This is a genomic window from Paracoccus sp. MA (assembly GCF_020990385.1).
GTDB lineage: Bacteria > Pseudomonadota > Alphaproteobacteria > Rhodobacterales > Rhodobacteraceae > Paracoccus.
In genome coordinates this window covers 1,346,854-1,367,390 of sequence record NZ_CP087597.1, presented here as the reverse complement: position 1 = coordinate 1,367,390, position 20,537 = coordinate 1,346,854, and the positions used below count along the sequence as shown (strand labels likewise).

The window sequence follows — 20,537 nt, the reverse complement described above, 5'->3', positions numbered from 1 at the left end:
CGGCGGGTGGATATTCGCCGGGGGAGAGCGGCGATTACCCCGCAACCTGGAATTGATATTCGAGCTTCGGGGGATAAGCGCCTAAAAGCAGGTCTGATTCATTTCCCTTAGTTGCGCCGGATCTTTGCCGGCCCGCCGTGCTGTGGCTTGCGGGTTCCGCGCGAATCCGCTGCCTGGCAAATGGGCAGAACCGCCGGGATCGGCAAAGGTTCGCCCGGGTCGGGCGTGGGCTGGGCGGCGCCGGGACCGCGGACAGGGGAACCGGATGCGGGCCTGCGCGTTTGCCGCCGCTTCAGGCGATCTCGTAGGGCAGCGGCCCTGGCCGGTCCGGCGGGATGCGGATATGCCGGTCCACCGGCGGCACCGAGCGTTGATGGCAGTTCGGCCGCGGGCAGATCCGGCAGGACACGCCGATCGGCTCGAACAGTTGCGGATTGCCGAGGTCCAGCCCGTCGGCATAGACCATGTCGCGGGCATGGCTGATCTCGCAGCCCAGCCCGATGGCGAAGCGCCGTACCGGCGCGCCGAAGGCGCCCCCGGGCTTCGACACGTCGCGCGCCAGCAGCAGGTATCGCTTGCCGTCCGGGGTCTCGGCCAGCTGGCGCAGGAAGCGGCCCGGCGTCTCGAAGGCCTGATGCACGTTCCACAGCGGGCAGGCACCGCCGAACCGGGCGAATTGCATCCGGGTGGCGGAATGGCGCTTGGTGATGGTGCCGGCCTGGTCGACGCGCACGAAAAAGAACGGCACCCCCCGGTCCCCGCCGCGCTGCATGGTCGAAAGCCGATGCGCCACCTGTTCCAGCGAGGCGCCGAACAGATGCGCCAGCCGCTCCAGGTCGTGCCGCTCGGCCCGCGCGGTTTGCAGGAAGCGGGCATAGGGCATCATCGCGGCGCCGGCGAAATAGTTGGCCAGCCCCAGCCGAGCGATGTCGCGGGCCGAGGCGCTGCGGAACCGGGCCAGTTCCAGCGTCGCCTCCAGCAGGTCGGCCCGGGTCTCAAGCGCGAACAGGTGCAACAGCTGGAAGGCCTGCGTCGCGGGCTCGGCGGCGGCGTTCAGGGTGATGCGCTTGCCCTCGCGCAGATAGACGGCGCCGCTGCCCAGCTCGGCAAGGGTGACCTCGATGCCGCGTTCGGCCAGCGCGGCGATGGCGCGCTCCAGCGGGCGCTGGTCGGGGCGCGAGCGGGCGAAATGCTCGGCGGCGCGGTCCACGGCGTCGATATAGTTGTCGCAGTAATGGAAGAAGTCGCGCACCTCTTCCCAGGGCGAGGGCGTGGCGTTCTGGGCGCCGGCGCCAAGTGCCTCGTCCAGCGCCGCCAGCCGTTCCTGTCCCTGGCGATGGGCCCGATAAAGATCCAGGAAGGCGCGGGCCAGCGCCGGCGCATTGGTCGCCGCCAGCCGCAGATCGGCGCGGGGCGGTGTGGCGTCGAACAGCGGGTCCGCCAGCGCCTCGGCCATGTCCATCACCATGCGTTCGGCATCGCCCACCGCCATGGCGCCCAGATCGACCGAAAACTCCGAGGCGAGCCGCAGCAGCACCCCGGCCGAGACCGGCCGGTGGTTGTTCTCCATCTGCGAGAGATAGGGCAGCGAGACCCCCAGCCGGTCGGCGAAGGCGCGCTGGGTCAGCCCGGCGCGGGCGCGGGTCTCGCGCAGGGCGACCCCGGCATAGATCTTCTGGGTGGCCATCTGACCTCCTGGCTTTGCAAAGACAGGAATACGCTTTGCAAAGGCGCCGCCGCAAGGGGTCAGCCGCGGGCGATGACCTGCCTTTCGCGGATCATCACCCAAAGGATGAACAGGATCGAGGCGATGGCCGAGCCGGTCATGATCACCAGCAGCGGCCCGGCGCCGGAATCGTCATGCAGCAGCGCGCCGGCCAGCGCCGCCAGCCCGGCCCCGCCCGCGACCGCCATGGCTCCGCCCAGGCCGCTGGCGGTGCCGGCCAGTTCGGGCCGCACGCTCATCATGCCGGCATTGGCATTGGGCAGCAGCATGCCGTTCCCCAGCCCCATGAAGCCGACCGCGCCGAAGAACACCAGCGGCGTCAGCCCGCCGGCCAGATCCACCAGCAGCGCCGCCAGAAGGAAACCCGAGCAGATCAGCGCGCCGACGAGGATCATCCGGTTCATGCCGATCCGCGTCGAGAACCGGGCCGAAATGAAGTTCCCCAGCGCATAGCCGATCGAGGGGCCCGCGAACCAGTAGCCGACCTCGGCCGGCGTCAGGTGCAGCACGACCTGCCCCACGAAGGGCGCGCCGCCCAGATAGGCATAGAACGAGCCCGCGCTCAGCGTCGCCGCCAGCGCGTAGCCCCAGAACCGCTGCGAACGGGCCAGCACCGGATAGGTCGCGACCTGCTGGCGCAGCGGCACGCCGCCGCCGCGCGCCGTCTCGGTCAGGTCCCAGGCGCAAAGCGCCATGACGCCAAGCCCGGCGATGCCCATGGCGATGAAGCTGGCCTGCCAGCCCAGCGTCTCGTCCAGCACGCCGCCCAGGGTCGGGGCGATCATCGGCACCAGCGACATGCCCATGGTGACATAGCCGATCATGCTGGCCGCCTGCTCGGCCGGGACGATGTCGCGCACCACGGCGCGGCTGATGACGAAGCCGGTCGTCACCACCGCCTGGACCAGCCGGAACAGCATGAACCAGCCGGCACTGGGCGCCAGCAGCGTGCCCAGCGTTGCCAGCAGGAAGATCGCGAAGGAGCCCAGCACCACCGGCCGGCGCCCGAAACGGTCGCTGATCGGGCCGCAAAGCAGCTGCAGCACCGCGCTGACCGCCAGGAAGGCCGAGACCGACAGCTGCATGAAGCCGTATTCGACGCCGAAATCCCGCGCCATCGCCGGCAGCGAGGGCAGGAAGATGTTCATCGACAGCGCGCCCGTGGCCGAAATCGAGACGAGGGTGATCAGGCTGGGCCGGCGCGGGGCGGGGGGAAGGGCGGTCATGGCGCATAGATTGCCCGAGCGGCGGACAAAGGCAACCGCCTGTTTACGCGGCGCTGTTTCGCCTCAATTCGGGGCTGCGCCGAACCTGTGAAAGATCAGGAAGGCGCCGAAGCAGATGAAGCCGAAGCCCAGGCCGATGTTCCAGGTCAGCCGCTCGCCCAGCCAGAGCCACGAGAACAGCACGAAGATCGACAGGCTGATCACCTCCTGGATGGTCTTGAGCTGCGCGGCGCTGAAATGGCCGTAGCCGCTGCGGTTCGCCGGCACCTGCAGCACATATTCGAAGAAGGCGATGCCCCAGCTGACCAGGATCACCAGCAGCAGCGGCGCGGCCTTGAACTTCAGGTGCCCATACCAGGCGACGGTCATGAACAGGTTCGACAGGATCAGCAGGCCGATGGTGACCGCAGGCACCGGCAGGTTCATTCAGAACGGTCCCAGCTGCGATGCTTCTCCAGGTTGCCGAAGCGGGTGAAGCGGCCCTCGAAGGACAGCTCGACGGTGCCGATGGGGCCGTGGCGCTGCTTGCCGATGATGACCTCGGCCTTGCCGTGGCAGGCCTCCATGACCTGCTGCCAGGCCGCCATCTTGTCCAGGTCGTGGTCGGCGGGCTTTTCGCGCTCGCGGTAATATTCCTCGCGGAAGACGAACATGACGATATCGGCGTCCTGCTCGATCGAGCCGGATTCGCGCAGGTCGGACAGCTGCGGGCGCTTGTCCTCGCGCGCCTCGACCTGGCGCGACAGCTGCGAGAGCGCGATGACGGGGATGTCCAGCTCCTTGGCGACGGCCTTGAGACCCTGGGTGATCTCGCTGACCTCGTTGACGCGGCTGTCCTTGGCCGAGGCGGCGCGCAGCAGCTGCAGATAGTCCACGATCAGCAGGTCCAGCCCCATGGTGCGCTTGAGCTTGCGGGCCCGCGCGGCCAGCTGGTTGATCGGCAGCGCCGGCGTGTCGTCTATGTAAAGCGGGCAGTTCTGCAGGTCGTGCGCGGCCTTCACGAAACGGCGGAACTCGTCCTCGGTCATGTCGCCGCGGCGGATCGCCTCGCTGGGCACCTCGGCCGCCTCGGAGAGGATGCGCGCTGCCAGCTGCTCGGCCGACATCTCCAGGCTGAAGAAGCCGACGACGCCGCCCGCCACCGTGCCATGCGTGCCGTCGGGCAGCTCGCCCAGCTTGTGCTCCCTGGCGACGTTGAAGGCGATGTTCGTCGCCAGCGAGGTCTTGCCCATCGAAGGCCGCCCGGCCAGGATGATCAGGTCCGAGCGGTTCAGCCCGCCCATCTTGCCGTCCAGATCCACCAGCCCGGTCGAGATGCCCGACAGCCCGCCGCCCCGGCTGAAGGCGGCATTGGCGGCATTCAGCGCGCCGGTGACCGCGGCAAGGAAGCTCTGGAAACCCCGCTCGGCCACGCCCTGCTCGCCGAGCTTGTAGAGGACCTGCTCGGCCTCCTTGATCTGCTCCTCGGCGGAATCGCTGACCGAGACGGTCGAGGCGCGGGCGGCGATGTCCTGCCCCAGCCCGATCAGCTCGCGCCGCAGGGCGAATTCTCGGATCATCTGCGCATAGTCGCGCGCGGCATGGGAGGAGATCGCCGCCCCGGCCAGACGCGCCAGATAGGCCGGTCCGCCCAGTTCCTTGAGCCCCGCGTCATGCTCCATGAAGGCCTTGATCGTCACCGGGCTGGCCAGCGCGTTCCGGGCGATGCGCTCGGCGCAGATCTCGTAGATGCGGCGGTGGACCGGGTCGTAGAAATGCCCGGCCTTGATGATGCGCGAGACGTGGTCATAGACCTCGTTATTGGTCAGAAGCGCGCCCAGCAGCTGCTGCTCGGCCTCGATCGAAAAGGGCACCGCCTGTTCGGCGGCGGCCTCGGCGATCTCGCCGGGTTTCCTGACTTCGACGGCGCGCAACTCGCTCATCCCATGGTCTCCGACCTTCGACTCGGCTGGGGGTCGTTATCCACCTTATGCGCTCCGGGGTCCATCGGGATATGCTGTGGATAAGCTGTGGGCAGATTGCCGCCCTTGCGCGGGTGGCGAGGGCGGCATGGGTATTTGAGCAACAGAGAAGACCAGCGCGCGGCGCCCCGGTCTTCTCTGTTGCTCAAATACCCATTGCCACCGTGCTGCCAGGCACCGTGCCCGCAGGCTGGGGCCAAGTCAGGGATGCGCGGCCTGCCAGGCGCGCGGATCGGTCAGGAAGCTCTCGACCTCGGAGAGCGTCGCCTCGTCATAGAAGCCCTGCGCCTTGGCCTCGGCCAGAACGTCCCACCAGGTGCAGAGATAATGCAGCCTGACGCCATGGTCGGCCAGGCGCTGCGTGGTGTCCGGGAAGATGCCGTAATAGAAGATCACCGCCGTATGGCCGCAGGTGGCGCCGGTCTCGCGGATCGCGTCGACGAAGCTCAGCTTCGAGCCGCCGTCGGTGGTCAGGTCCTCGACCAGCAGCACGCGCTGGCCCTCGGTCATGGCGCCCTCGATGCGGGCATTGCGGCCGTAGCCCTTGGGCTTCTTGCGCACATAGGTCATCGGCAGTTCCAGCCGCTCGGCCACCCAGGCGGCAAAGGGGATGCCCGCCGTTTCGCCGCCGGCGACATTGTCGAAGGCGGCGAAGCCCGCCTCGCGCAGGACCGTCGCCGCCAGGAAGTCCATCAGTGTCGAGCGGATGCGCGGGAAGCTGATCAGCTTGCGGCAGTCGATATAGGTCGGTCCCTTCAGCCCCGAGGCATAGGTGAAGGGCTCGGCCGCGTTGAAATGCACCGCCTTGATCTCCAGCAGCATGCGGGCGGTCAGCCGGGCGATTTCCTCATGCGGGGGAAAGGGCAGGGTCATGCGGGATCCTCGAGGTGCCAGTAGAGCGGGAAGCCGGGGTCGAACACGGTGACGGTCTCGTCGCCGGCGGGGATATGAGTCGGATAGGCGGCGGGCGTGTCGCGCCGGACCAGCCGGATGCGGTCCTCGTTGGGTTCCATGCGGTAGAAACCGGCGCCATGCAGCGAGGTGAAGCCTTCCAGCCGGTCGAGCGCATCCTCCTCCTCGAAGACCTGCGCCAGGATCGACATGGTGTTCGGTGCGGTGAAGCAGCCGGCGCAGCCGCAGGCCGATTCCTTGGCGCGGTCCGGGTGCGGCGCCGAGTCGGTGCCGAGGAAGAAGCGCGCATCGCCCGAGGTCGCGGCGCGGCGCAGCGCCAGCCGGTGCGTCTCGCGCTTGGCGACCGGCAGGCAGTAGTAATGCGGGCGGATGCCGCCCGCCAGGATGTGGTTGCGGTTGATGACCAGGTGGTGGGTGGTGATGGTCGCGCCGATATCCTCGTTGGCGGCGACATAATCCACGCCGTCCGAGGTGGTGATATGTTCCATCACCACGCGCAGGCCGGGGGTGGCGCGGCGGATCGGGTCCAGCACCCGGTCGATGAAAACGGCCTCGCGGTCGAAGATGTCCACCGCCGGATCGGTGACCTCGCCATGGAAGCAGAGCGGGATGCCGGCCTGGGCCATGGCCTCCAGCACGCCGCGCACCTTGTCGAAATCGCGCACGCCCGAGGCCGAATTGGTGGTCGCGCCGGCCGGGTAGAGCTTGACCGCCGAGATGATTCCCTCGGCATGGGCGGCCAGAACATCGGCCGGATCGGTGGTTTCGGTGAGGTAGAGCGTCATCAAGGGACGCAACGTCATTTCCGGGCCCAGGGCGGCGCGGATCCGGTCGCGATAGGCCGCGGCCTGCGCGCCGGTCACCACCGGCGGCACCAGGTTCGGCATGATGATCGCCCGGCCGAAATGGCCGGAAAATGAAGCCACTGCCTGCAGCATGGCGCCGTCGCGCAGATGCAGGTGCCAGTCGTCGGGGCGTCGGAGCGTTACGGATCGGATCATGATTTTCCCTCTATACCGGGTGCGGCAACAAGGCCATAGGGCAAAGGGCAATCCCAAAGTGGCTCTTGGCATTTCGCCGCCGGGGGCGCAGCCTGTCCCGCCTAGCGGTCGTGCGAAGGGAATTCGGGATGGGTTTCGGAATGATGAATTATTCGGCCATGCAGGCGCCGCTGCTGCTGTGGCAGCAGATGGCGCGCATGGCCTGGGAATCGCATATGGTCATCGCATGGCGCACCGCGGGTCTGCTGGGCCTGGTGCGCCAGGATGCGGCCGAGCCGCGGCGCATGGTGGTCGAGAAGGCCGATGCCGCCACCGAGGCGCTGCATGCCGCCTTGCGTGCGGCGGGGCGCGGCGAGCGCGCCGACCGGGTCATGGCGGCGGCGCTGCGGCCCTATCGCCGGCGCACCCGCGCCAATGTGCGGCGCCTCTCGGGCAAGGGCTGACGCGCGCGGCCTGCGCCTGGGCGCCGGGATCCGACCGGATATGAAAAACGCGCCCTCGTTTCCGGGGCGCGTTTTCCGTTTCTTCGGCCGGCTCCGGGCTCAGATCAGCTTGCCCATGGCGACCGCGGTGTCCGACATGCGGTTCGAGAAGCCCCATTCGTTGTCATACCAGGTCAGGATGCGGCAAAGCTTGCCCTCCATCACCTTGGTCTGGTCCATGTGGAAGACCGAGCTGTGCGGATCGTGGTTGAAGTCCGAGGAGACCAGCTTTTCGTCGGTATAGCCCAGGATGCCCTTCAGCGGACCGTTGGCGGCGCTGCGGATCGCCTCGTTGATCTCCTCGACCGAGGTGTCGCGGGCGGCCTCGAAGACCAGGTCCACGACCGAGACGTTGGGGGTCGGCACGCGGATCGCCACGCCGTCCAGCTTGCCCTTGAGTTCCGGCAGCACCAGGCCCACGGCCTTGGCCGCCCCGGTCGAGGTCGGGATCATCGACAGCGCGGCGGCGCGGGCGCGATACAGGTCCTTGTGCATGGTGTCCAGCGTCGGCTGGTCGCCGGTATAGCTGTGGATCGTGGTCATGAAGCCGCGGGCGATGCCGATGCTGTCATTGAGCACCTTGGCGACCGGCGACAGGCAGTTGGTGGTGCAGCTGGCGTTCGAGACGACGATGTCGTCCTTGGTCAGCGTGTCGTGGTTCACGCCGAAGACGATGGTCTTGTCGGCATTGTCGCCGGGGGCCGAGATCAGCACGCGCTTGGCGCCGGTCGAAAGATGCGGCTGCACCTTTTCCTTCGAGGCGAAGATGCCGGTGCATTCCATGATGACGTCGATGTCGCCCCAGGGCAGCTCGGCAGGGTTGCGGATCGCGGTGACCTTGATCGGGCCGCGGCCGACGTCGATCGAGTCGTCGGTCACCTTGACCTCGGCGGGAAAGCGGCCGTGGACCGAGTCGTAGCGCAGCAGATGCGCATTGGTTTCGACCGGGCCCAGGTCGTTGATCGCCACGACCTCGATATCATTGCGCCCCGATTCGATGATCGCGCGCAGCACGTTCCGACCGATCCGGCCAAAGCCGTTGATCGCCACCTTGACAGCCATGGGGTTCCTCCGCCGCTGATGATGTTTCGCGGTGCTGATAGCCCGCATTGCCGGGGGAATGCAAATGCCTCAAGGCGGCGGGGGTGGAAACTTGATCGAAAGTTGCCGGATCGCGACGCGGCGGGCGCCGTCGGGCCGCCGGCTGGAAGCGGACGGGAGAGGCGCGCCGTGTCGCCGGGAGGAGATGCGCCCGTCCCGCGCCGCCCGGCAGCGCCGGGCGAATCGCGCGGCGTGCGCTCTGGGAGCTGCCCCCTATCGCCAGAAGCTGAGATATTCGATCAGGCTGGCGAATTGCTTGCCCAGGAACAGCGGCAGGCCCCAATGCAGGATCAGCGCATCCGCCGCGAACAGGCCCAGGATCAACAGGCCCAGCACCAGCGCGATCTGGTTTGTCATGTCTCCGATCCCCACGATTGCCCGGCCCGGCCCCAGTTGCCGTTGCGCCCTCTGCTAGGACAGGGGCCGGGATCTGGCAAGCCCTGCGGCGGCACCCGGCACCAGCAAGGGCCAGGCCCTTGCCCGCTGTGCGGCCCGCCGTGTGCAACGTCGTTGCCCCGCTGGCGGTGCCGCCGGCGGCCGAGCCGCCCGTCGCCGCCGTGCCATTTGCGCCGGGCAGCCGCCGCTCTGCCATCCGCGTCATGCCAGCCGCCGCTCTGCCTCTGCCGCCGCGCCGGTTGCCGGGGATCAGCCGGGCGGGTCCTCGCCCGGTTCCTCTTCCTCGGGCTCCTGCGCGATCAGGAACAGGTCGCCCGCCGCCTCCATGCGGCGGATCGCCGCCACCACCTGATCCATGGCTTCCTCTGCATCGCGGGCCGAGACCTTGCCCAGCCCCTCCATCTCCTCGCGCATCGACTCGGCCAGCCGGCTCGAGATGCCGCCAAGGATGAAATCCACCGTCTCGCGGGCCTCGCCCCTGGCACCAGCCAGCGCCTTGAGCAGAACGGGATTGTCCACCTCGCGCGTGATGCGGGCGATGTCGCGCGGATCGACGCGGCGGGGGATATGCGCCCAGGTGAAGATGGTCTTGCGCACCTCTCCCGCGAAGGCGGCATCGTCGTCGTCCAGGCCCGCCAGCACGCTGTCCCGCATGCTGGAAGGCGAGAAGTTCAGGATCGCCCCGACCTTTTCGCCGGCCTTGCCCTCCAGCGGCGGCTGCGGCACCGCATCCGCGGCCTGGATCAGCGCCTTGCCGATGCGCTGCAACGCATCGGCCCCGATCCCGCCGGTCGGCGACATGGCATAGGCGATCTGCCGGGCCAGATCGGGGTCGAGCAGGCCGAACACCTCGGCCGCGCGCGGCACCGGCAGTTTCGAGAACATCACTGCCGCGATCTCCACCGCCTCGGTCCGGGCCAGTTCGGCCAGCAGGGCGGGCGTCGTCGCCGCGATGCGGTCCCAGGGGTCGCCGGCGCCGTTCAGCGCCGCCATGCGCCGCAGCCGGTCGCTGGTGTCGGGCGAGAGATGGCCGTCGAGCAGGTCCAGCGTGCCGTCGATATCGCCCGGAAAGGACAGGCCGACCGATTCCAGCCGGTCGCAGAACTCCGCCACGATGGCATTGCGGGTGTCGCGGTCGATGACGCCCATCAGCGCCATTTCCTGCGCAAGCCCGGTCTGCAATTCCGCCGGCAGCCGGGCGAGATCGATATCCTCGCCCTCGGCCAGCACCAGCCGCACGATCACCGCCGCCTTCTGCCGGGCGGTCAGCCCCGCCCCCCCGATTGCCGGAACGCCCATGGATTGCCCCCGATTCGTTCGTCCTTGGGGCAATCTGGCAGGAAAAGGCGAATGTCCGGTTAACGCGCCCCGGACTCGCCGAAGACGCGGGCGAAAATCGTGTCGACGTGCTTGGTGTGATAGCCGAGGTCGAACTTCTCCTCGATCTCGGCGGGCGAGAGTGCGGCCGTCACCTCGGCATCGCCCAGCAGCTCGGTCTTGAAATCGGCGCCTTGCTCCCAGACCTTCATGGCGTTGCGCTGCACCAGCCGATAGGCGTCCTCGCGGCTGACGCCGGCCTGGGTCAGCGCCAGAAGCACGCGCTGCGACATGACCAGGCCCTTGAACTTGTTCATGTTCTTCAACATGTTCTCGGGATAGACCACCAGCTTTTCGATCACCCCGGCCAGGCGGTTCAGCGCGAAGTCCAGGGTGATCGTCGCATCGGGGGCGATGCCGCGCTCGACCGAGGAATGGCTGATGTCGCGTTCGTGCCACAGCGCCACGTTCTCCATCGCCGGCACGACCGCCATGCGCACCAGGCGGGCCAGGCCGGTGAGGTTCTCGGTCAGGACCGGGTTCCTTTTATGCGGCATGGCCGAGCTGCCCTTCTGGCCGGGGCTGAAATATTCCTCGGCCTCAAGCACTTCGGTGCGCTGCATGTGGCGGATCTCGATGGCGATGTTCTCGATCGAGCTGGCGATCACGCCCAGCGTGGCGAAGAACATCGCATGGCGGTCGCGCGGGATGACCTGGGTCGAGATCGGCTCGGGGGAGAGGCCCATTTTCGCGCAGACATGTTCCTCGACCGCCGGGTCGATATTGGCGAAGGTGCCGACCGCGCCCGAGATGGCGCCGGTCGCCACTTCCTCGCGCGCGCGCTCCAGCCGCTCGCGGCCGCGGGCCATCTCGGCATAGAAGCGGGCGAAGGTCAGGCCCATGGTGGTCGGCTCGGCATGGATGCCGTGGCTGCGGCCGATGCGGACCGTATCCTTGTGCTCATAGGCGCGTTTCTTCAGTGCGGCGAGCACCTTGTCCATGTCGGCCAGCAGGATGTCGGCGGCGCGCACCAGCTGCACGTTCAGCGTGGTGTCCAGCACGTCCGAGCTGGTCATGCCCTGATGGACGAAGCGGGCCTCCTCGGCGCCGATATGCTCGGCCAGATGGGTCAGGAAGGCGATGACGTCATGCTTGGTCACGGCCTCGATCTCGTCGATGCGGGCGACGTCGAACTCGACGTCCTTGGCCTTCCAGACAGCCTCGGCATTCTCGCGCGGGATCACCCCCAGATCGGCCTGGGCGTCGCAGGCATGCGCCTCGATCTCGTACCAGATGCGGAACTTGGTCTCGGGCGACCAGATGGCGACCATTTCGGGGCGGGCATAGCGCGGGATCATCGGGAGCTCCTGTGTTTGCGGGGGTTCTATTCGGTTGGGGAGGAGGCCGCAACTGCGGGAGAGGCGAAATGGCCGGGCGCCGCAAGCGGGCCGGCGGCGGAAGACGCGCGGCCGGAGGTGAGGGCGCGCATGTCCCGCCAGCGGATGCGGTGGACCGGCTCTCGTGGCGGCACGCTGCCGGCCGGGGGGCAGCCCGTGGCCGCCGGGGTCCGGCGACCGGCTCGCGCAATCGCTGGCGCGGCCCGACAGGGATTCGGTGCGTTGCCGGGCGGGCGACCGGGGCAGGGGGCGTCAGCCGTCCGCCAGCCGCAATTCGACGCAGGCGCCTGCGGCGGTGGCGCGGGCATGGCGGGCGCCGTTCAGGGGCAGGGGGCCGATCCGCGCGCCGGTGATGATCACGTCGCCCGCCTTCAGGTCCCGCCCCTGGCGCCGCGCATGGCCGGAAAGCCAGCGCAGGAAATCCAGCGCATCGGCGAGGGGCGCGGCGGCCTCGGTTGTCGCGACCGGCTTGCCGTCCAGCTCCAGTTCGATCCCCAGCCGGTCCGACGGCGGTTCCGCCAGCCGCGAGCCCAGAACGACGCCGGCCGAGTTGAAGCTGTCGGCCATCCGCGCAAGGGGCGGCAGTTCGGCCTGCGGCGCAAGGCGTGGCGCCACCAGCTCGAAGGCCAGATGCACGGCGGCGATGGCGCGCAGGATGTCGTCCTCGGCCGCGTCGGGGCCGGGATCGGCGGCCAGCAGGATCGCCGTCTCGACCTCGATTCGCGCATCGGCGGGCACGGCCAGCCGCGCGCCGGACTGCACCAGGGTCGCGCCGGGCAGCACCGCGCATTCGCGGTCCGCGCCCCCCAGCAGCGCCATCTTCCACAGCCCGCCGGGATCGCCCAGCCCGGCCAGCACCGCCTCCTGCACCGCATAGGCGGCGGCGGTGTCGCCGGGCGGCGGGGTCAGGCTGTCGGCCGGGCGGGCGGACCTGCGCGCCGCCAGCAGCACCTGCGCGGCGGCCCCGGCGTCGAAGCCGGTCACGATGCCACCCGCAGGCCCGGAAGATCGCCGGGCATGGCGTGGCGCGGAATGATCGCGCCGGGATGCTGCACCACCACCGCCGCCAGCCGCGCGGCGGCAAGGATGGCCGGCTGCGGCGCCAGGCCGGCCAGCCGCGCCGCCAGATAGGCCGCATTGAAGCTGTCGCCCGCCCCGGTCGTGTCGCGCGCCGCGACGGCGGGCGGCAGGGCGTGGGCCTGAACCTCGGTTTCCCCCGCCGCGCGGCGCAGGACCGCCGCGCCGCCGGTGGTCAGGACGATCTCGGCTTCGGTCAGGCGCATCAGCAGGGCCATCGCTTCGGCCGGGGCGGCGGTGCCGAAACAGCCGGCCATGTCGTCCATCGAGGGCAGCACCAGCGTGGCGATCCCCGCCGCCCGGGCGATGACCCGGCCGGCGGTTTTGGCATCGGGCCACAGCGCGGGGCGGTAATTGGTGTCGAAGACGATCCGCGCCCCCGCCTTTCGCCGCCGGGCCAGCGCGCCCATCAGGCGCGCGCGACCGTCCTCATGCAGCACGGCCAGGGTGATCGCCGACAGAAACAGTGTCCCGGCCTGCTCCAGCGCCGCCAGCGGCGCCTGCGCCGCATCGCAGAACAGGCTGCGGAAAGGGGCATGTTCGCGCCAATAGAGGAAACTGCGTTCCCCCGCTGCGTCGGTCGAGATGAAGCTGAGCCCCGGCCGCCCGCCCGGCCGCAGCACCACCGGCGCCATGCCGACCTCCTCGGCCTCGGCCGCGGCGATCAGCCAGCGGCTCATGGCGTCGTCGCCCAGGCCGGTCAGATAGCCGACCGCGCCCGGACCCATCAGCCGGGCCAGATAGATGGCGGTGTTCAGCGTGTCGCCGCCCAGCCGCCGGTCGAAGGTCGAGGGGGCATCGGACCGGGCGGTGAATTCGACCAGCGGCTCTCCGATCGCAAGAACATGCATGATCACATCCCGTAAGGCGTCGGCAAAGGGCGGCCGGCGGTAAAGGCCGCGATGTTGTCCAGGACCAGCTGCGCCATCGCCCGCCGCGCCTGCGCCGTGGCCGAGCCGATATGCGGCGTCAGCACGCAGTTCGGCGCCTGAAGCAATGCCCGCGGCACCTCCGGCTCGCCCTCGACCACGTCCAGCCCGGCCGCGGCGATGCGACCCTGCGCCAGCGCCTCGGCCAGCGCGGCATTGTCCACCAGCGAGCCGCGCGCGACGTTGATCAGGATGCCCGAGGGCCCCAGCGCGGCCAGTTCCGCCGCCCCGACCAGGCCGCGCGTGTCTTCGCCCCCGGCCGCCGTCACGAACAGCAATTCGCAATCGCGGGCCAGCGCCAGCGCGTCGGGGCGGAAGCCGTCTGGGCTGTCGGGCTTTTCGCTGCGGCTGGTATAGAGCACCTGACTGCCCAGGGCGCGCAGCATCCCGGCCAGCCGGCGGCCGATCCGCCCATAGCCCAGGATTCCGGCGCGGCGCCCCAGGACCGGCAGCCCCAGTCCCAGCTTGCCCCCGGCGGCCCAGTCCCCCGCGCGGGTGAAGCGGTCGCCCTCGGTGATGCGGCGACCCGCGGCCAGCGCCAGCGCCAGCGCCATTTCCGCCACCGCATCCGACAGCACGTCCGGCGTGGTCGTCACCTGAATGCCGCGTGCGCGGGCCTGTTCAAGGTCCACGGCATCGACGCCGACGCCATTGACGGCGATCAGCCGCAGGGCGGGCAGGGCGGCCATCTGCGCCGAGGACAGGCCCAGCCCGCCGGTGGTCAGCACGATTTCCACGTCACCCGCATCGGCGATGTCGCGGACGATCCGGTAATCCGCGGCCAACCGGTCGGCCATGTCCTGCGGCTTGGGATCGGCCAGGACCAGGATGCGCGGCCGGCTCATGCGATCTGGCCCAGGAAGTTGCGCAGCCGTTCGTTCCGCGGGTTGCCGAAGAATTCCGCCGGGGCGTTCTCCTCGACGATGCGGCCCTTGTCCATGAAGATCACCCGGTCGGCCACGGCGCGGGCGAAATCCATCTCGTGCGTGACGCAGAGCATGGTCATCCCCTCACGCGCCAGATCGATCATCGTGTCCAGCACCTCCTTGACCATTTCCGGGTCCAGGGCCGAGGTGGGTTCGTCGAACAGCATGATCCGGGGCTTCATGCAGAGCGCGCGGGCGATGGCCACGCGCTGCTGCTGGCCGCCGGACAGCTGCGCGGGATATTTGTCGGCCTGTTCGGGGATCCTGACCCGCTCCAGATAGTGGCGCGCGGTCTTTTCGGCCTCGGGGCGGCTGACCTTGCGGGCCTTCATCGGCGCGAGGATGCAGTTCTCCAGCACCGTCATGTGCGGGAACAGGTTGAAGCTCTGGAAGACCATGCCGACATCCTTGCGGACCTTGGCGACGTTCTCGCCGCCGGCGGTCAGTTCGACCCCGTCCACGATGATGGTGCCGGATTCGATGGCCTCCAGCTGGTTGATGGTGCGGATCAGCGTCGATTTTCCCGATCCCGAAGGACCGCAGATGACGATCCGCTCGCCCGGTTCGACCGTCAGGTCGATATCGGCAAGGGCATGGAAGCCGCCGTAATACTTGTTCACGGCCCGCATGATGATCGCATGTTCCGTCATGGTCGGATTCCCCTGGGAAAGCGCCCGGCCGGCAGCGGCCGGGCAGCCCGCCGTCATTCGGCGTTCTTCACGAAATCGGGCAGCGGCTCGCCCAGCCATTTCTGATGGATCTGGTCCAGCGTGCCGTCGGACTTGGCCCCGGCCACGAAGGCGTTCACCTTGTCCAGCAGCGCATCCGATCCCGGCGCCACGGCGATGCCCTGCACCTGGCTGGACAGGTCGAACTTCTTGTCGAAGCGGTCGCCCACGGCGCCGCCGATCTGCGCCATCACCACGTTCGAGGCGCCGATCAGCCTGACCTGCCCCGACATCAGCGCCTGCACGGCGCTGGCATCGTCGTCGAAGCGGCGGATCTGCGCGTCGGCGGGCGCGACCTCGGTGACGGCGGTGTCCTGGGTCGAGGCCCGCGCGACGGCCACGGTCTGGCCCGACAGGGCCTCGGGCCCGGCGATCTCCAGCCCGGCATCGCCATAGACCGCGATGCTGATCCCGGCATAGGGGTCCGAGAAATCGACCCGCGCCGCGCGTTCCTCGGTGATCCCCAGCGAGGCCACCAGCACGTCGACCTGCCCCGACAGCAGATAGGGGATGCGGTTCGGCCCGGTCACCGGCACGATCTGCGGCTGGACACCCAGATGCTCGGCCAGCGCCTTGGCCACGTCGGCGTCATAGCCGTCGGGCTGGCCGGCGCTGTCCATCACGCCGAAAGGCGGAAAATCGACCAGCATCCCGATCTTGACCGTGCCCGCGCTTTCGATGGCGGCCAGGTCGGCGGCGGTTGCGGGTCCGGCAAGGCTTGCGGCCAGCGCGCCGGCGGCAAGGCTGGCGAAAAGACGGCGGTTCAGTTTCATGGCTCCCCCTCCTCAAGGGTGGTTTGGTGTCAGCGCATCAGCGCGCGACGCATCCGGGCTTCGAGATGCCGGGCCAGCAGCGACAGCGGCCAGCACAGCAGGAAATACAGCGCCGCGACGGTGCCGAAGACCAGGAACGGCTGGAACGTCGCGTTGTTGACGATCTGGCCGGCGCGGGTCAGCTCGGTGAAGCCGATGATCGAGGCAAGCGAGGTGCCCTTGATCAGTTGGACCAGGAAACCCACGGTCGGCGCGGTGGCGATGCGCATCGCCTGCGGCAGGATGACATGCCGCATCCGGTCGCGATAGCCAAGCGCCAGAGCGGTCGCGGCCTCGCTCTGCCCCGAGGGGACGGCCTCGATGGCGCCGCGCCAGATCTCGCCCAGATAGGCGCTGGCATGCAGCGTCAGCGCCACGGCGGCGGCCAGAAGCGGATCGATCGGCAGGCCCACCACTGCCAGCCCGAAATAGACCAGAAACAGCTGCATCAGCAGCGGCGTGCCCTGGAAGACCTGGATGAAGCCGGTGGCGATCCGGCGCAGGACCCGGTTCTGCGAGCTGCGCGACAGGGCGATGGCCAGCCCGCCGAGCGCCCCGCCGACGAAGGCGATGGCCGACAGGATCAGCGTCCAGCGGACGGCGGTGACGATGAACAGGATATCGGCCGAGGAAAATTCGCGGATCATGTCAGCGCCCCGCCGGATAGGTGAAAAACATGCGGCGAATGGCGGCGAACAGCGTCGAGAAGCCAAGCGCCAGCAGGAAATAGAGGACCGTCAGCACCAGGTAGATCTCGAAGCTGGCGAAGGTTCGCGCGTTCAGGTCGGCCCCCGCCGAGGCCAGGTCATTGGCCGAGATGACCGAGACGACGCTGGAGGTCAGCATCAGGTAGATGAACTGGCTGGTCAGCGAGGGATAGATGTTGCGCAGCGCCGGCTTGACCACGACGTAGCGGAAGATCTGCACCGGGTTCAGGCCAAGCGCACGCCCGGCCTCGATCTGGCCGCGCGGGATGGATTCGATCCCGGCGCGGATGATCTCGGTCCCGTAGGCGCCGACATTGACGACCAGCGCCACCAGCGCGGCGGTGTTGGGCGACATGCCCAGCCCCACGGCGGGCAGGCCGAAGAAGATAAAGAAGATCTGCACCAGGAACGGCGTGTTGCGGATCACCTCGACATAAGCGTCGACCAGCCAGCGCAGCGGCCGGATGCCCGAGGTCTTGGCGACCGCGCCCAGGACCGAAACGATCAGGCCGAACAGCATCGCCAGCAGCGACAGGCGCACGGTCAGCCATGCGCCGTAAAGCAGCAGATCCAGATTTTGCAAAACCGGCTGGAAGTTGAACTGATACATCCGGCCCTCCCCTGCCGAAGCGAGATTCACTCGAAACCTCGATTTAGATCGATCTAAAACACAGAAAGGGTAAAGTCAACACCATTCGCCGGCGCTGCTTTCCCGGATGCGCAGCGCGGGCCGGACGATGGCGCGGCTGATCGGCGCGTCGGGATCGGCCAGCCTGCGCGCCAGCAGCCTTGCGGCATTGGCGCCGATAGCCGCGGGCTGCATCGCCACGCTGGTCATCGGCGGATAGGTCAGCTCTGCCAGCGGCAGGTCGTCCAGCCCGACCACGGCGCGATCCCGGCCCGGCTGGCAGCCGGCCTGCCGCAGGCCCGCCATCAGCCCGGCGGCCAGCACGTCGTTGAAGCACAGGATCGCGGTCGGCGCGGTGGGCAGGGCCAGGATCTGCCGGGCCGAGCGCATCGCGCCTTCCCAGCTCAGTTCCGCCTCGACGATCCCGCCATCCTCGGCGCCGGTTTCCGCAAGGGCGCGGGCAAAGCCCTTCAGCCGCTCCTCGCGGGCCGAGGTGCGGGCGCTGACCGACAGGAAGGCGATGCGGCGGTGGCCGCGCTCGACCAGGTGGCGCACCGCCAGCCCGACGCCCGCGACATAATCCGCCCCGGCATAATCGGTGGCGTCCGTTCCGACCTCGCGCAGGGACTGGACCAGGGGCAGCCCCCAGCCGCGGATGCGGCCGGGCAGATCGGCCGCGGTGCCTTGCGCGGGGCACAGGATCACCCCGTCGACCCCGTGGCCGCGGAACCGTTGCAGGATCTGGTCCTGCCGCGCCGTGTCGTCCCGGCTGTTGGCCAGCAACACCACGCGGTCGTCCAGACCCATCACCTCTTCGACGCCGGAGAGGAATTCGGTGAAGAAGGCGTTGACCAGATTGGGCACGATCACCCCGATCGTGCGGCTGCTGTTGTTGCGCAGGCGGGCCGCGCCGATGTCGCGCACATAGTCCAGATCGGCCATGATCTGTTCGACCTTCCGGCGCGTATGCTCGGCCACCAGCGGAGAATTCCGCACCACCAGCGAAACCGTTGCCCGCGAGACCCCGGCAATCTTCGCGATCTCGGCCAGCGTCACCTTCTTATGGGCCATCGGGCTGTCTCCTGTGGCGGCCGCAACGGCCTCTTGCGCGATGATCTTCCAGATCCGGGGCCGCAGGACAACAGCAAGCCGCGATCCCGCGGCCGGGCGGGCCCCGCCATCCGGGGCGAATCGCTGCTGCCTGGGAGGCGTGATGCTTGGCGGGCCTTGTCGCGCCGCCCGCGGCCGGTTCTTCCCGGGGATGCGTCGCCGGGATCGGGATGGCGCGGCAGGCGCCGCCGCGCGCCCGTGAGTTATCCGGTTGGGCTGCCCCGAGGACCGGGTTCCGACAGGCGGGTCAACTCGGCCCGCAGCTGATCCGGGTCGGACAGCGCCGTCTCGATTTCCGCATGGAGATGCCGCCAGATCGGCACCGCTCCGCGCAGGACCGCGCGCCCGGCCGGTGTCAGGCGCAGCCGCCGCGCCCGCCGGTCGGCCGGGTCGGGGGCCGTCTCGACCAGTCCGCGACGTTCCAGCGGCTTGAGATTGGCGGTCAGGGTGGTCCTGTCCATCGCCAGCAGCGCCGCCACGCTGCCCAGGGTCGGCGGCTCCGGCCGGTTGAGCGACATCAGCAGCGAGAACTGCCCGCTTGAAATGCCGGCCGGTTTCAAGGCGATGTCGAAACGGCGCGCAAGCGCGCGCGCCGCCCTTTGCGCATGCAGGCACAGGCAGGTATCGCGCACCGTCAGGGTGGTCTGAAAGCTGGGCTCGTCGGCCGCGTGCATCTGCAAGGTTGACTTTCCCCGATTCATTACGTTGATATCAACATTGCTGCATGCGCGTCAATCGGCGTGCCGCCGGCATCCGGGATCGGAGGAGACAAGCGCCATGACCACGATGCAGCCCTTCCTGATGTTCCAAGGAGGCCGTGCCGAAGAGGCGATGACCTTCTATGTCTCGCTGTTCGACGATGGCGAGGTGCTGGAGATCGCGCGCTGGCAGAAGGGCGATGCGGGGGCAGAGGGCGGCATCAAGCTGGCCCGCTTCCGGGCCGCCGGGCAGAGCGTGTTGGCGAGCGACAGCCCGGTGCAGCACGCCTTCGACTTCACCCCCTCCTGGTCCTTCTTTGTCGAATGCGCGTCGGACGAGGAACAGGAGCGGCTTTTCGCCGCCCTTTCGGAGGGCGGCGCGGTGCTGATGCCGCCGGACGATTACGGCTTCAGCAGGCGCTTCGCCTGGACCGCAGACCGTTTCGGCGTGTCCTGGCAGCTCAATCTCGCATGACGCGCCGAAACCCCGGCCGGACAAGGAGATGACGATGAAGATCGTGACCAGCCTCAGCTTCCAGGGCCAGTGCCGTGAAGCCTTCGAATTCTATGCCGAGGTGCTGGGCGGAAAGATCACCGCCGCCATGCCCTATGGCGACGCGCCGCCCGGCATGCCGATCACCGACGAGAAATACAAGACCTGGCTGATGCATTGCTGGCTTGAAGTCGGCGACCAGGCGCTGATGGGCGCCGATATGGACGTGGCCTGGGCGCCCGGCATCGACAAGCCCAAGAACGGATTCGACGTGACCCTGCACACCGAGGACCGCGAGGAGGGCCGGCGCTGGTTCGACCGCCTGTCCGAGGGCGGCAAGGCGGTGATGCCGTTCGGCGAAACCTTCTGGTCGCCCGGCTTCGGCTCGCTCATCGACCGGTTCGGCGTGCCCTGGATGATCAACACCATCCCTTCGGCCGATTGGCAGCCGGCAGAGGGCTGACCGGCCGGACGGCGGCGCGGCCGAGCGATCGTTCCGTGGATCGGCCGCGGCCGATCATCCGGCTTGCTGCGAGGATGCCAGGTTCAGGCTCTGAGCCCGCGGGCGACGAACGCGCCGGGTTCCCTGCCAGGATGGGGCTGTTCACTTGACGCCAAGGCTGGGATTTCGGGGGTCGCCGCGGCGCATCGGCGCGGGCAAATCGCGATGCTTTCCTCCGCCTGCGCGTGTCGTGGCCATTCCTCGTGCAACAGACATGCCTTGAAGGCATTCCTTGCTCGGGCACGCATTGCCGTCCCGGCAGGAGTCCCTTCCGCGAGCAGGCATTCGGGCCTTTGCGATCCCGGTTCGTGGTTCGGGCATGGCGCAGCGCGGGTTCCGGATCGGCCGGATTCTCGCCTGTGTCCTCCCTTGGGGGCACGCGGGCCTGCGATATCGCCCGCGGCGTCC

Annotated in this window: 22 protein-coding genes; 3 read left to right on the top strand and 19 right to left on the bottom strand. The window is 68.9% G+C overall.

Features of this window, described 5'->3' with window-relative positions:
• Nucleotides 1-292: 292 nt before the first annotated feature.
• The 6 genes from LOS78_RS06795 to pyrC all read right to left on the bottom strand — a co-directional run bounded on the left by LOS78_RS06795 (nt 293) and on the right by pyrC (nt 6,826).
• On the bottom strand, nt 293-1,687 hold the full coding sequence (locus LOS78_RS06795; RefSeq protein ID WP_028716532.1) for a short-chain fatty acyl-CoA regulator family protein: 1,395 nt from the start codon (nt 1,685-1,687) through the stop codon (nt 293-295).
• Between the two features lie 59 nt (nt 1,688-1,746).
• The gene (locus LOS78_RS06790; RefSeq protein ID WP_230376331.1) at nt 1,747-2,952 is read right to left on the bottom strand and encodes a multidrug effflux MFS transporter; all 1,206 of its coding nucleotides are present in this window, start codon (nt 2,950-2,952) and stop codon (nt 1,747-1,749) included.
• Nucleotides 2,953-3,015: 63 nt separating this feature from the next.
• Nucleotides 3,016-3,378: a DMT family protein gene (locus tag LOS78_RS06785; RefSeq protein WP_230376330.1), complete on the bottom strand. Its 363-nt coding sequence runs from the start codon at nt 3,376-3,378 to the stop codon at nt 3,016-3,018.
• Nucleotides 3,375-4,874, bottom strand: a complete 1,500-nt coding sequence (locus LOS78_RS06780; protein ID WP_230376329.1) for a replicative DNA helicase — start codon at nt 4,872-4,874, stop codon at nt 3,375-3,377. Before LOS78_RS06780 ends, LOS78_RS06785 begins: the two co-directional genes overlap by 4 nt.
• A gap of 240 nt (nt 4,875-5,114) precedes the next feature.
• Nucleotides 5,115-5,786 (bottom strand): orotate phosphoribosyltransferase, encoded by a 672-nt coding sequence (locus LOS78_RS06775; protein ID WP_028712833.1) that lies wholly within the window; start codon nt 5,784-5,786, stop codon nt 5,115-5,117.
• Nucleotides 5,783-6,826 carry a dihydroorotase gene (gene pyrC, locus LOS78_RS06770; protein WP_230376328.1) on the bottom strand — a complete coding sequence of 348 codons (1,044 nt, stop codon included), beginning with the start codon at nt 6,824-6,826 and terminating at the stop codon, nt 5,783-5,785. Before pyrC ends, LOS78_RS06775 begins: the two co-directional genes overlap by 4 nt.
• 140 nt (nt 6,827-6,966) lie before the next feature.
• Between pyrC and LOS78_RS06765 the strand changes: the two genes are divergently transcribed.
• A complete protein-coding gene (locus LOS78_RS06765; protein WP_230376327.1) occupies nt 6,967-7,269 on the top strand; it encodes an antibiotic ABC transporter in 303 nt (100 codons plus the stop codon).
• A 99-nt stretch (nt 7,270-7,368) separates the two neighbouring features.
• On the opposite strand, the gene gap is transcribed toward LOS78_RS06765, so the two are convergent.
• The 13 genes from gap to LOS78_RS06700 form a co-directional block, all read right to left on the bottom strand.
• Nucleotides 7,369-8,370 carry a type I glyceraldehyde-3-phosphate dehydrogenase gene (gene gap / locus LOS78_RS06760; RefSeq protein WP_028716534.1) on the bottom strand — a complete coding sequence of 334 codons (1,002 nt, stop codon included), beginning with the start codon at nt 8,368-8,370 and terminating at the stop codon, nt 7,369-7,371.
• Nucleotides 8,371-8,622: 252 nt separating this feature from the next.
• Nucleotides 8,623-8,766: a hypothetical protein gene (locus tag LOS78_RS06755; protein ID WP_028712829.1), complete on the bottom strand. Its 144-nt coding sequence runs from the start codon at nt 8,764-8,766 to the stop codon at nt 8,623-8,625.
• Between the two features lie 288 nt (nt 8,767-9,054).
• On the bottom strand, nt 9,055-10,104 hold the full coding sequence (locus tag LOS78_RS06750; RefSeq protein ID WP_230376326.1) for a flagellar motor switch protein FliG: 1,050 nt from the start codon (nt 10,102-10,104) through the stop codon (nt 9,055-9,057).
• Between the two features lie 59 nt (nt 10,105-10,163).
• The gene (purB, locus tag LOS78_RS06745) at nt 10,164-11,480 is read right to left on the bottom strand and encodes an adenylosuccinate lyase (protein WP_028712827.1); all 1,317 of its coding nucleotides are present in this window, start codon (nt 11,478-11,480) and stop codon (nt 10,164-10,166) included.
• A gap of 291 nt (nt 11,481-11,771) precedes the next feature.
• Complete coding sequence (locus tag LOS78_RS06740; protein WP_230376325.1) at nt 11,772-12,503, bottom strand: fumarylacetoacetate hydrolase family protein; 732 nt, start codon at nt 12,501-12,503, stop codon at nt 11,772-11,774.
• Nucleotides 12,500-13,447: a sugar kinase gene (locus LOS78_RS06735; RefSeq protein ID WP_230376324.1), complete on the bottom strand. Its 948-nt coding sequence runs from the start codon at nt 13,445-13,447 to the stop codon at nt 12,500-12,502. Before LOS78_RS06735 ends, LOS78_RS06740 begins: the two co-directional genes overlap by 4 nt.
• 2 nt (nt 13,448-13,449) lie before the next feature.
• Complete coding sequence (locus LOS78_RS06730; RefSeq protein ID WP_230376323.1) at nt 13,450-14,370, bottom strand: NAD(P)-dependent oxidoreductase; 921 nt, start codon at nt 14,368-14,370, stop codon at nt 13,450-13,452.
• A complete protein-coding gene (locus tag LOS78_RS06725; protein WP_230376322.1) occupies nt 14,367-15,101 on the bottom strand; it encodes an amino acid ABC transporter ATP-binding protein in 735 nt (244 codons plus the stop codon). Before LOS78_RS06725 ends, LOS78_RS06730 begins: the two co-directional genes overlap by 4 nt.
• 53 nt (nt 15,102-15,154) lie before the next feature.
• Complete coding sequence (locus LOS78_RS06720) at nt 15,155-15,952, bottom strand: transporter substrate-binding domain-containing protein (RefSeq protein WP_230376321.1); 798 nt, start codon at nt 15,950-15,952, stop codon at nt 15,155-15,157.
• 29 nt (nt 15,953-15,981) lie between these two features.
• Nucleotides 15,982-16,635, bottom strand: coding sequence for an amino acid ABC transporter permease (locus LOS78_RS06715; protein ID WP_371824709.1), 654 nt, complete (start codon nt 16,633-16,635; stop codon nt 15,982-15,984).
• A 4-nt stretch (nt 16,636-16,639) separates the two neighbouring features.
• Entirely contained in the window at nt 16,640-17,308 is a 669-nt protein-coding gene (locus tag LOS78_RS06710; protein WP_028712820.1) for an amino acid ABC transporter permease, read from the bottom strand.
• A gap of 75 nt (nt 17,309-17,383) precedes the next feature.
• On the bottom strand, nt 17,384-18,397 hold the full coding sequence (locus LOS78_RS06705) for a LacI family DNA-binding transcriptional regulator (protein WP_230376319.1): 1,014 nt from the start codon (nt 18,395-18,397) through the stop codon (nt 17,384-17,386).
• A 242-nt stretch (nt 18,398-18,639) separates the two neighbouring features.
• The gene (locus tag LOS78_RS06700; RefSeq protein ID WP_230376975.1) at nt 18,640-19,110 is read right to left on the bottom strand and encodes a MarR family winged helix-turn-helix transcriptional regulator; all 471 of its coding nucleotides are present in this window, start codon (nt 19,108-19,110) and stop codon (nt 18,640-18,642) included.
• Between the two features lie 103 nt (nt 19,111-19,213).
• On the opposite strand from LOS78_RS06700, the gene LOS78_RS06695 reads away from it, so the two are divergent.
• Complete coding sequence (locus LOS78_RS06695; RefSeq protein ID WP_028712817.1) at nt 19,214-19,609, top strand: VOC family protein; 396 nt, start codon at nt 19,214-19,216, stop codon at nt 19,607-19,609.
• Between the two features lie 34 nt (nt 19,610-19,643).
• Complete coding sequence (locus LOS78_RS06690) at nt 19,644-20,090, top strand: VOC family protein (RefSeq protein WP_230376318.1); 447 nt, start codon at nt 19,644-19,646, stop codon at nt 20,088-20,090.
• The last annotated feature ends 447 nt before the right edge of the window (nt 20,091-20,537 follow it).

Bases quoted from the DNA above. Each gene is read 5' to 3' on its own strand.
- LOS78_RS06735 (WP_230376324.1), bottom strand. From the start codon at position 13,447: ATGCATGTTCTTGCGATCGGAGAGCCGCTGGTCGAATTCACCGCCCGG.
- LOS78_RS06795 (WP_028716532.1), bottom strand. From the start codon at position 1,687: ATGGCCACCCAGAAGATCTATGCCGGGGTCGCCCTGCGCGAGACCCGC.
- LOS78_RS06730 (WP_230376323.1), bottom strand. From the start codon at position 14,370: ATGAGCCGGCCGCGCATCCTGGTCCTGGCCGATCCCAAGCCGCAGGAC.
- pyrC (WP_230376328.1), bottom strand. From the start codon at position 6,826: ATGATCCGATCCGTAACGCTCCGACGCCCCGACGACTGGCACCTGCAT.
- LOS78_RS06705 (WP_230376319.1), bottom strand. From the start codon at position 18,397: ATGGCCCATAAGAAGGTGACGCTGGCCGAGATCGCGAAGATTGCCGGG.
- LOS78_RS06780 (WP_230376329.1), bottom strand. From the start codon at position 4,874: ATGAGCGAGTTGCGCGCCGTCGAAGTCAGGAAACCCGGCGAGATCGCC.
- LOS78_RS06710 (WP_028712820.1), bottom strand. From the start codon at position 17,308: ATGTATCAGTTCAACTTCCAGCCGGTTTTGCAAAATCTGGATCTGCTG.
- LOS78_RS06755 (WP_028712829.1), bottom strand. From the start codon at position 8,766: ATGACAAACCAGATCGCGCTGGTGCTGGGCCTGTTGATCCTGGGCCTG.
- LOS78_RS06750 (WP_230376326.1), bottom strand. From the start codon at position 10,104: ATGGGCGTTCCGGCAATCGGGGGGGCGGGGCTGACCGCCCGGCAGAAG.
- LOS78_RS06785 (WP_230376330.1), bottom strand. From the start codon at position 3,378: ATGAACCTGCCGGTGCCTGCGGTCACCATCGGCCTGCTGATCCTGTCG.
- LOS78_RS06775 (WP_028712833.1), bottom strand. From the start codon at position 5,786: ATGACCCTGCCCTTTCCCCCGCATGAGGAAATCGCCCGGCTGACCGCC.
- LOS78_RS06790 (WP_230376331.1), bottom strand. From the start codon at position 2,952: ATGACCGCCCTTCCCCCCGCCCCGCGCCGGCCCAGCCTGATCACCCTC.
- LOS78_RS06720 (WP_230376321.1), bottom strand. From the start codon at position 15,952: ATGAAACTGAACCGCCGTCTTTTCGCCAGCCTTGCCGCCGGCGCGCTG.
- LOS78_RS06725 (WP_230376322.1), bottom strand. From the start codon at position 15,101: ATGACGGAACATGCGATCATCATGCGGGCCGTGAACAAGTATTACGGC.
- LOS78_RS06765 (WP_230376327.1), top strand. From the start codon at position 6,967: ATGATGAATTATTCGGCCATGCAGGCGCCGCTGCTGCTGTGGCAGCAG.
- LOS78_RS06690 (WP_230376318.1), top strand. From the start codon at position 19,644: ATGAAGATCGTGACCAGCCTCAGCTTCCAGGGCCAGTGCCGTGAAGCC.
- purB (WP_028712827.1), bottom strand. From the start codon at position 11,480: ATGATCCCGCGCTATGCCCGCCCCGAAATGGTCGCCATCTGGTCGCCC.
- LOS78_RS06695 (WP_028712817.1), top strand. From the start codon at position 19,214: ATGACCACGATGCAGCCCTTCCTGATGTTCCAAGGAGGCCGTGCCGAA.
- LOS78_RS06700 (WP_230376975.1), bottom strand. From the start codon at position 19,110: ATGCACGCGGCCGACGAGCCCAGCTTTCAGACCACCCTGACGGTGCGC.
- gap (WP_028716534.1), bottom strand. From the start codon at position 8,370: ATGGCTGTCAAGGTGGCGATCAACGGCTTTGGCCGGATCGGTCGGAAC.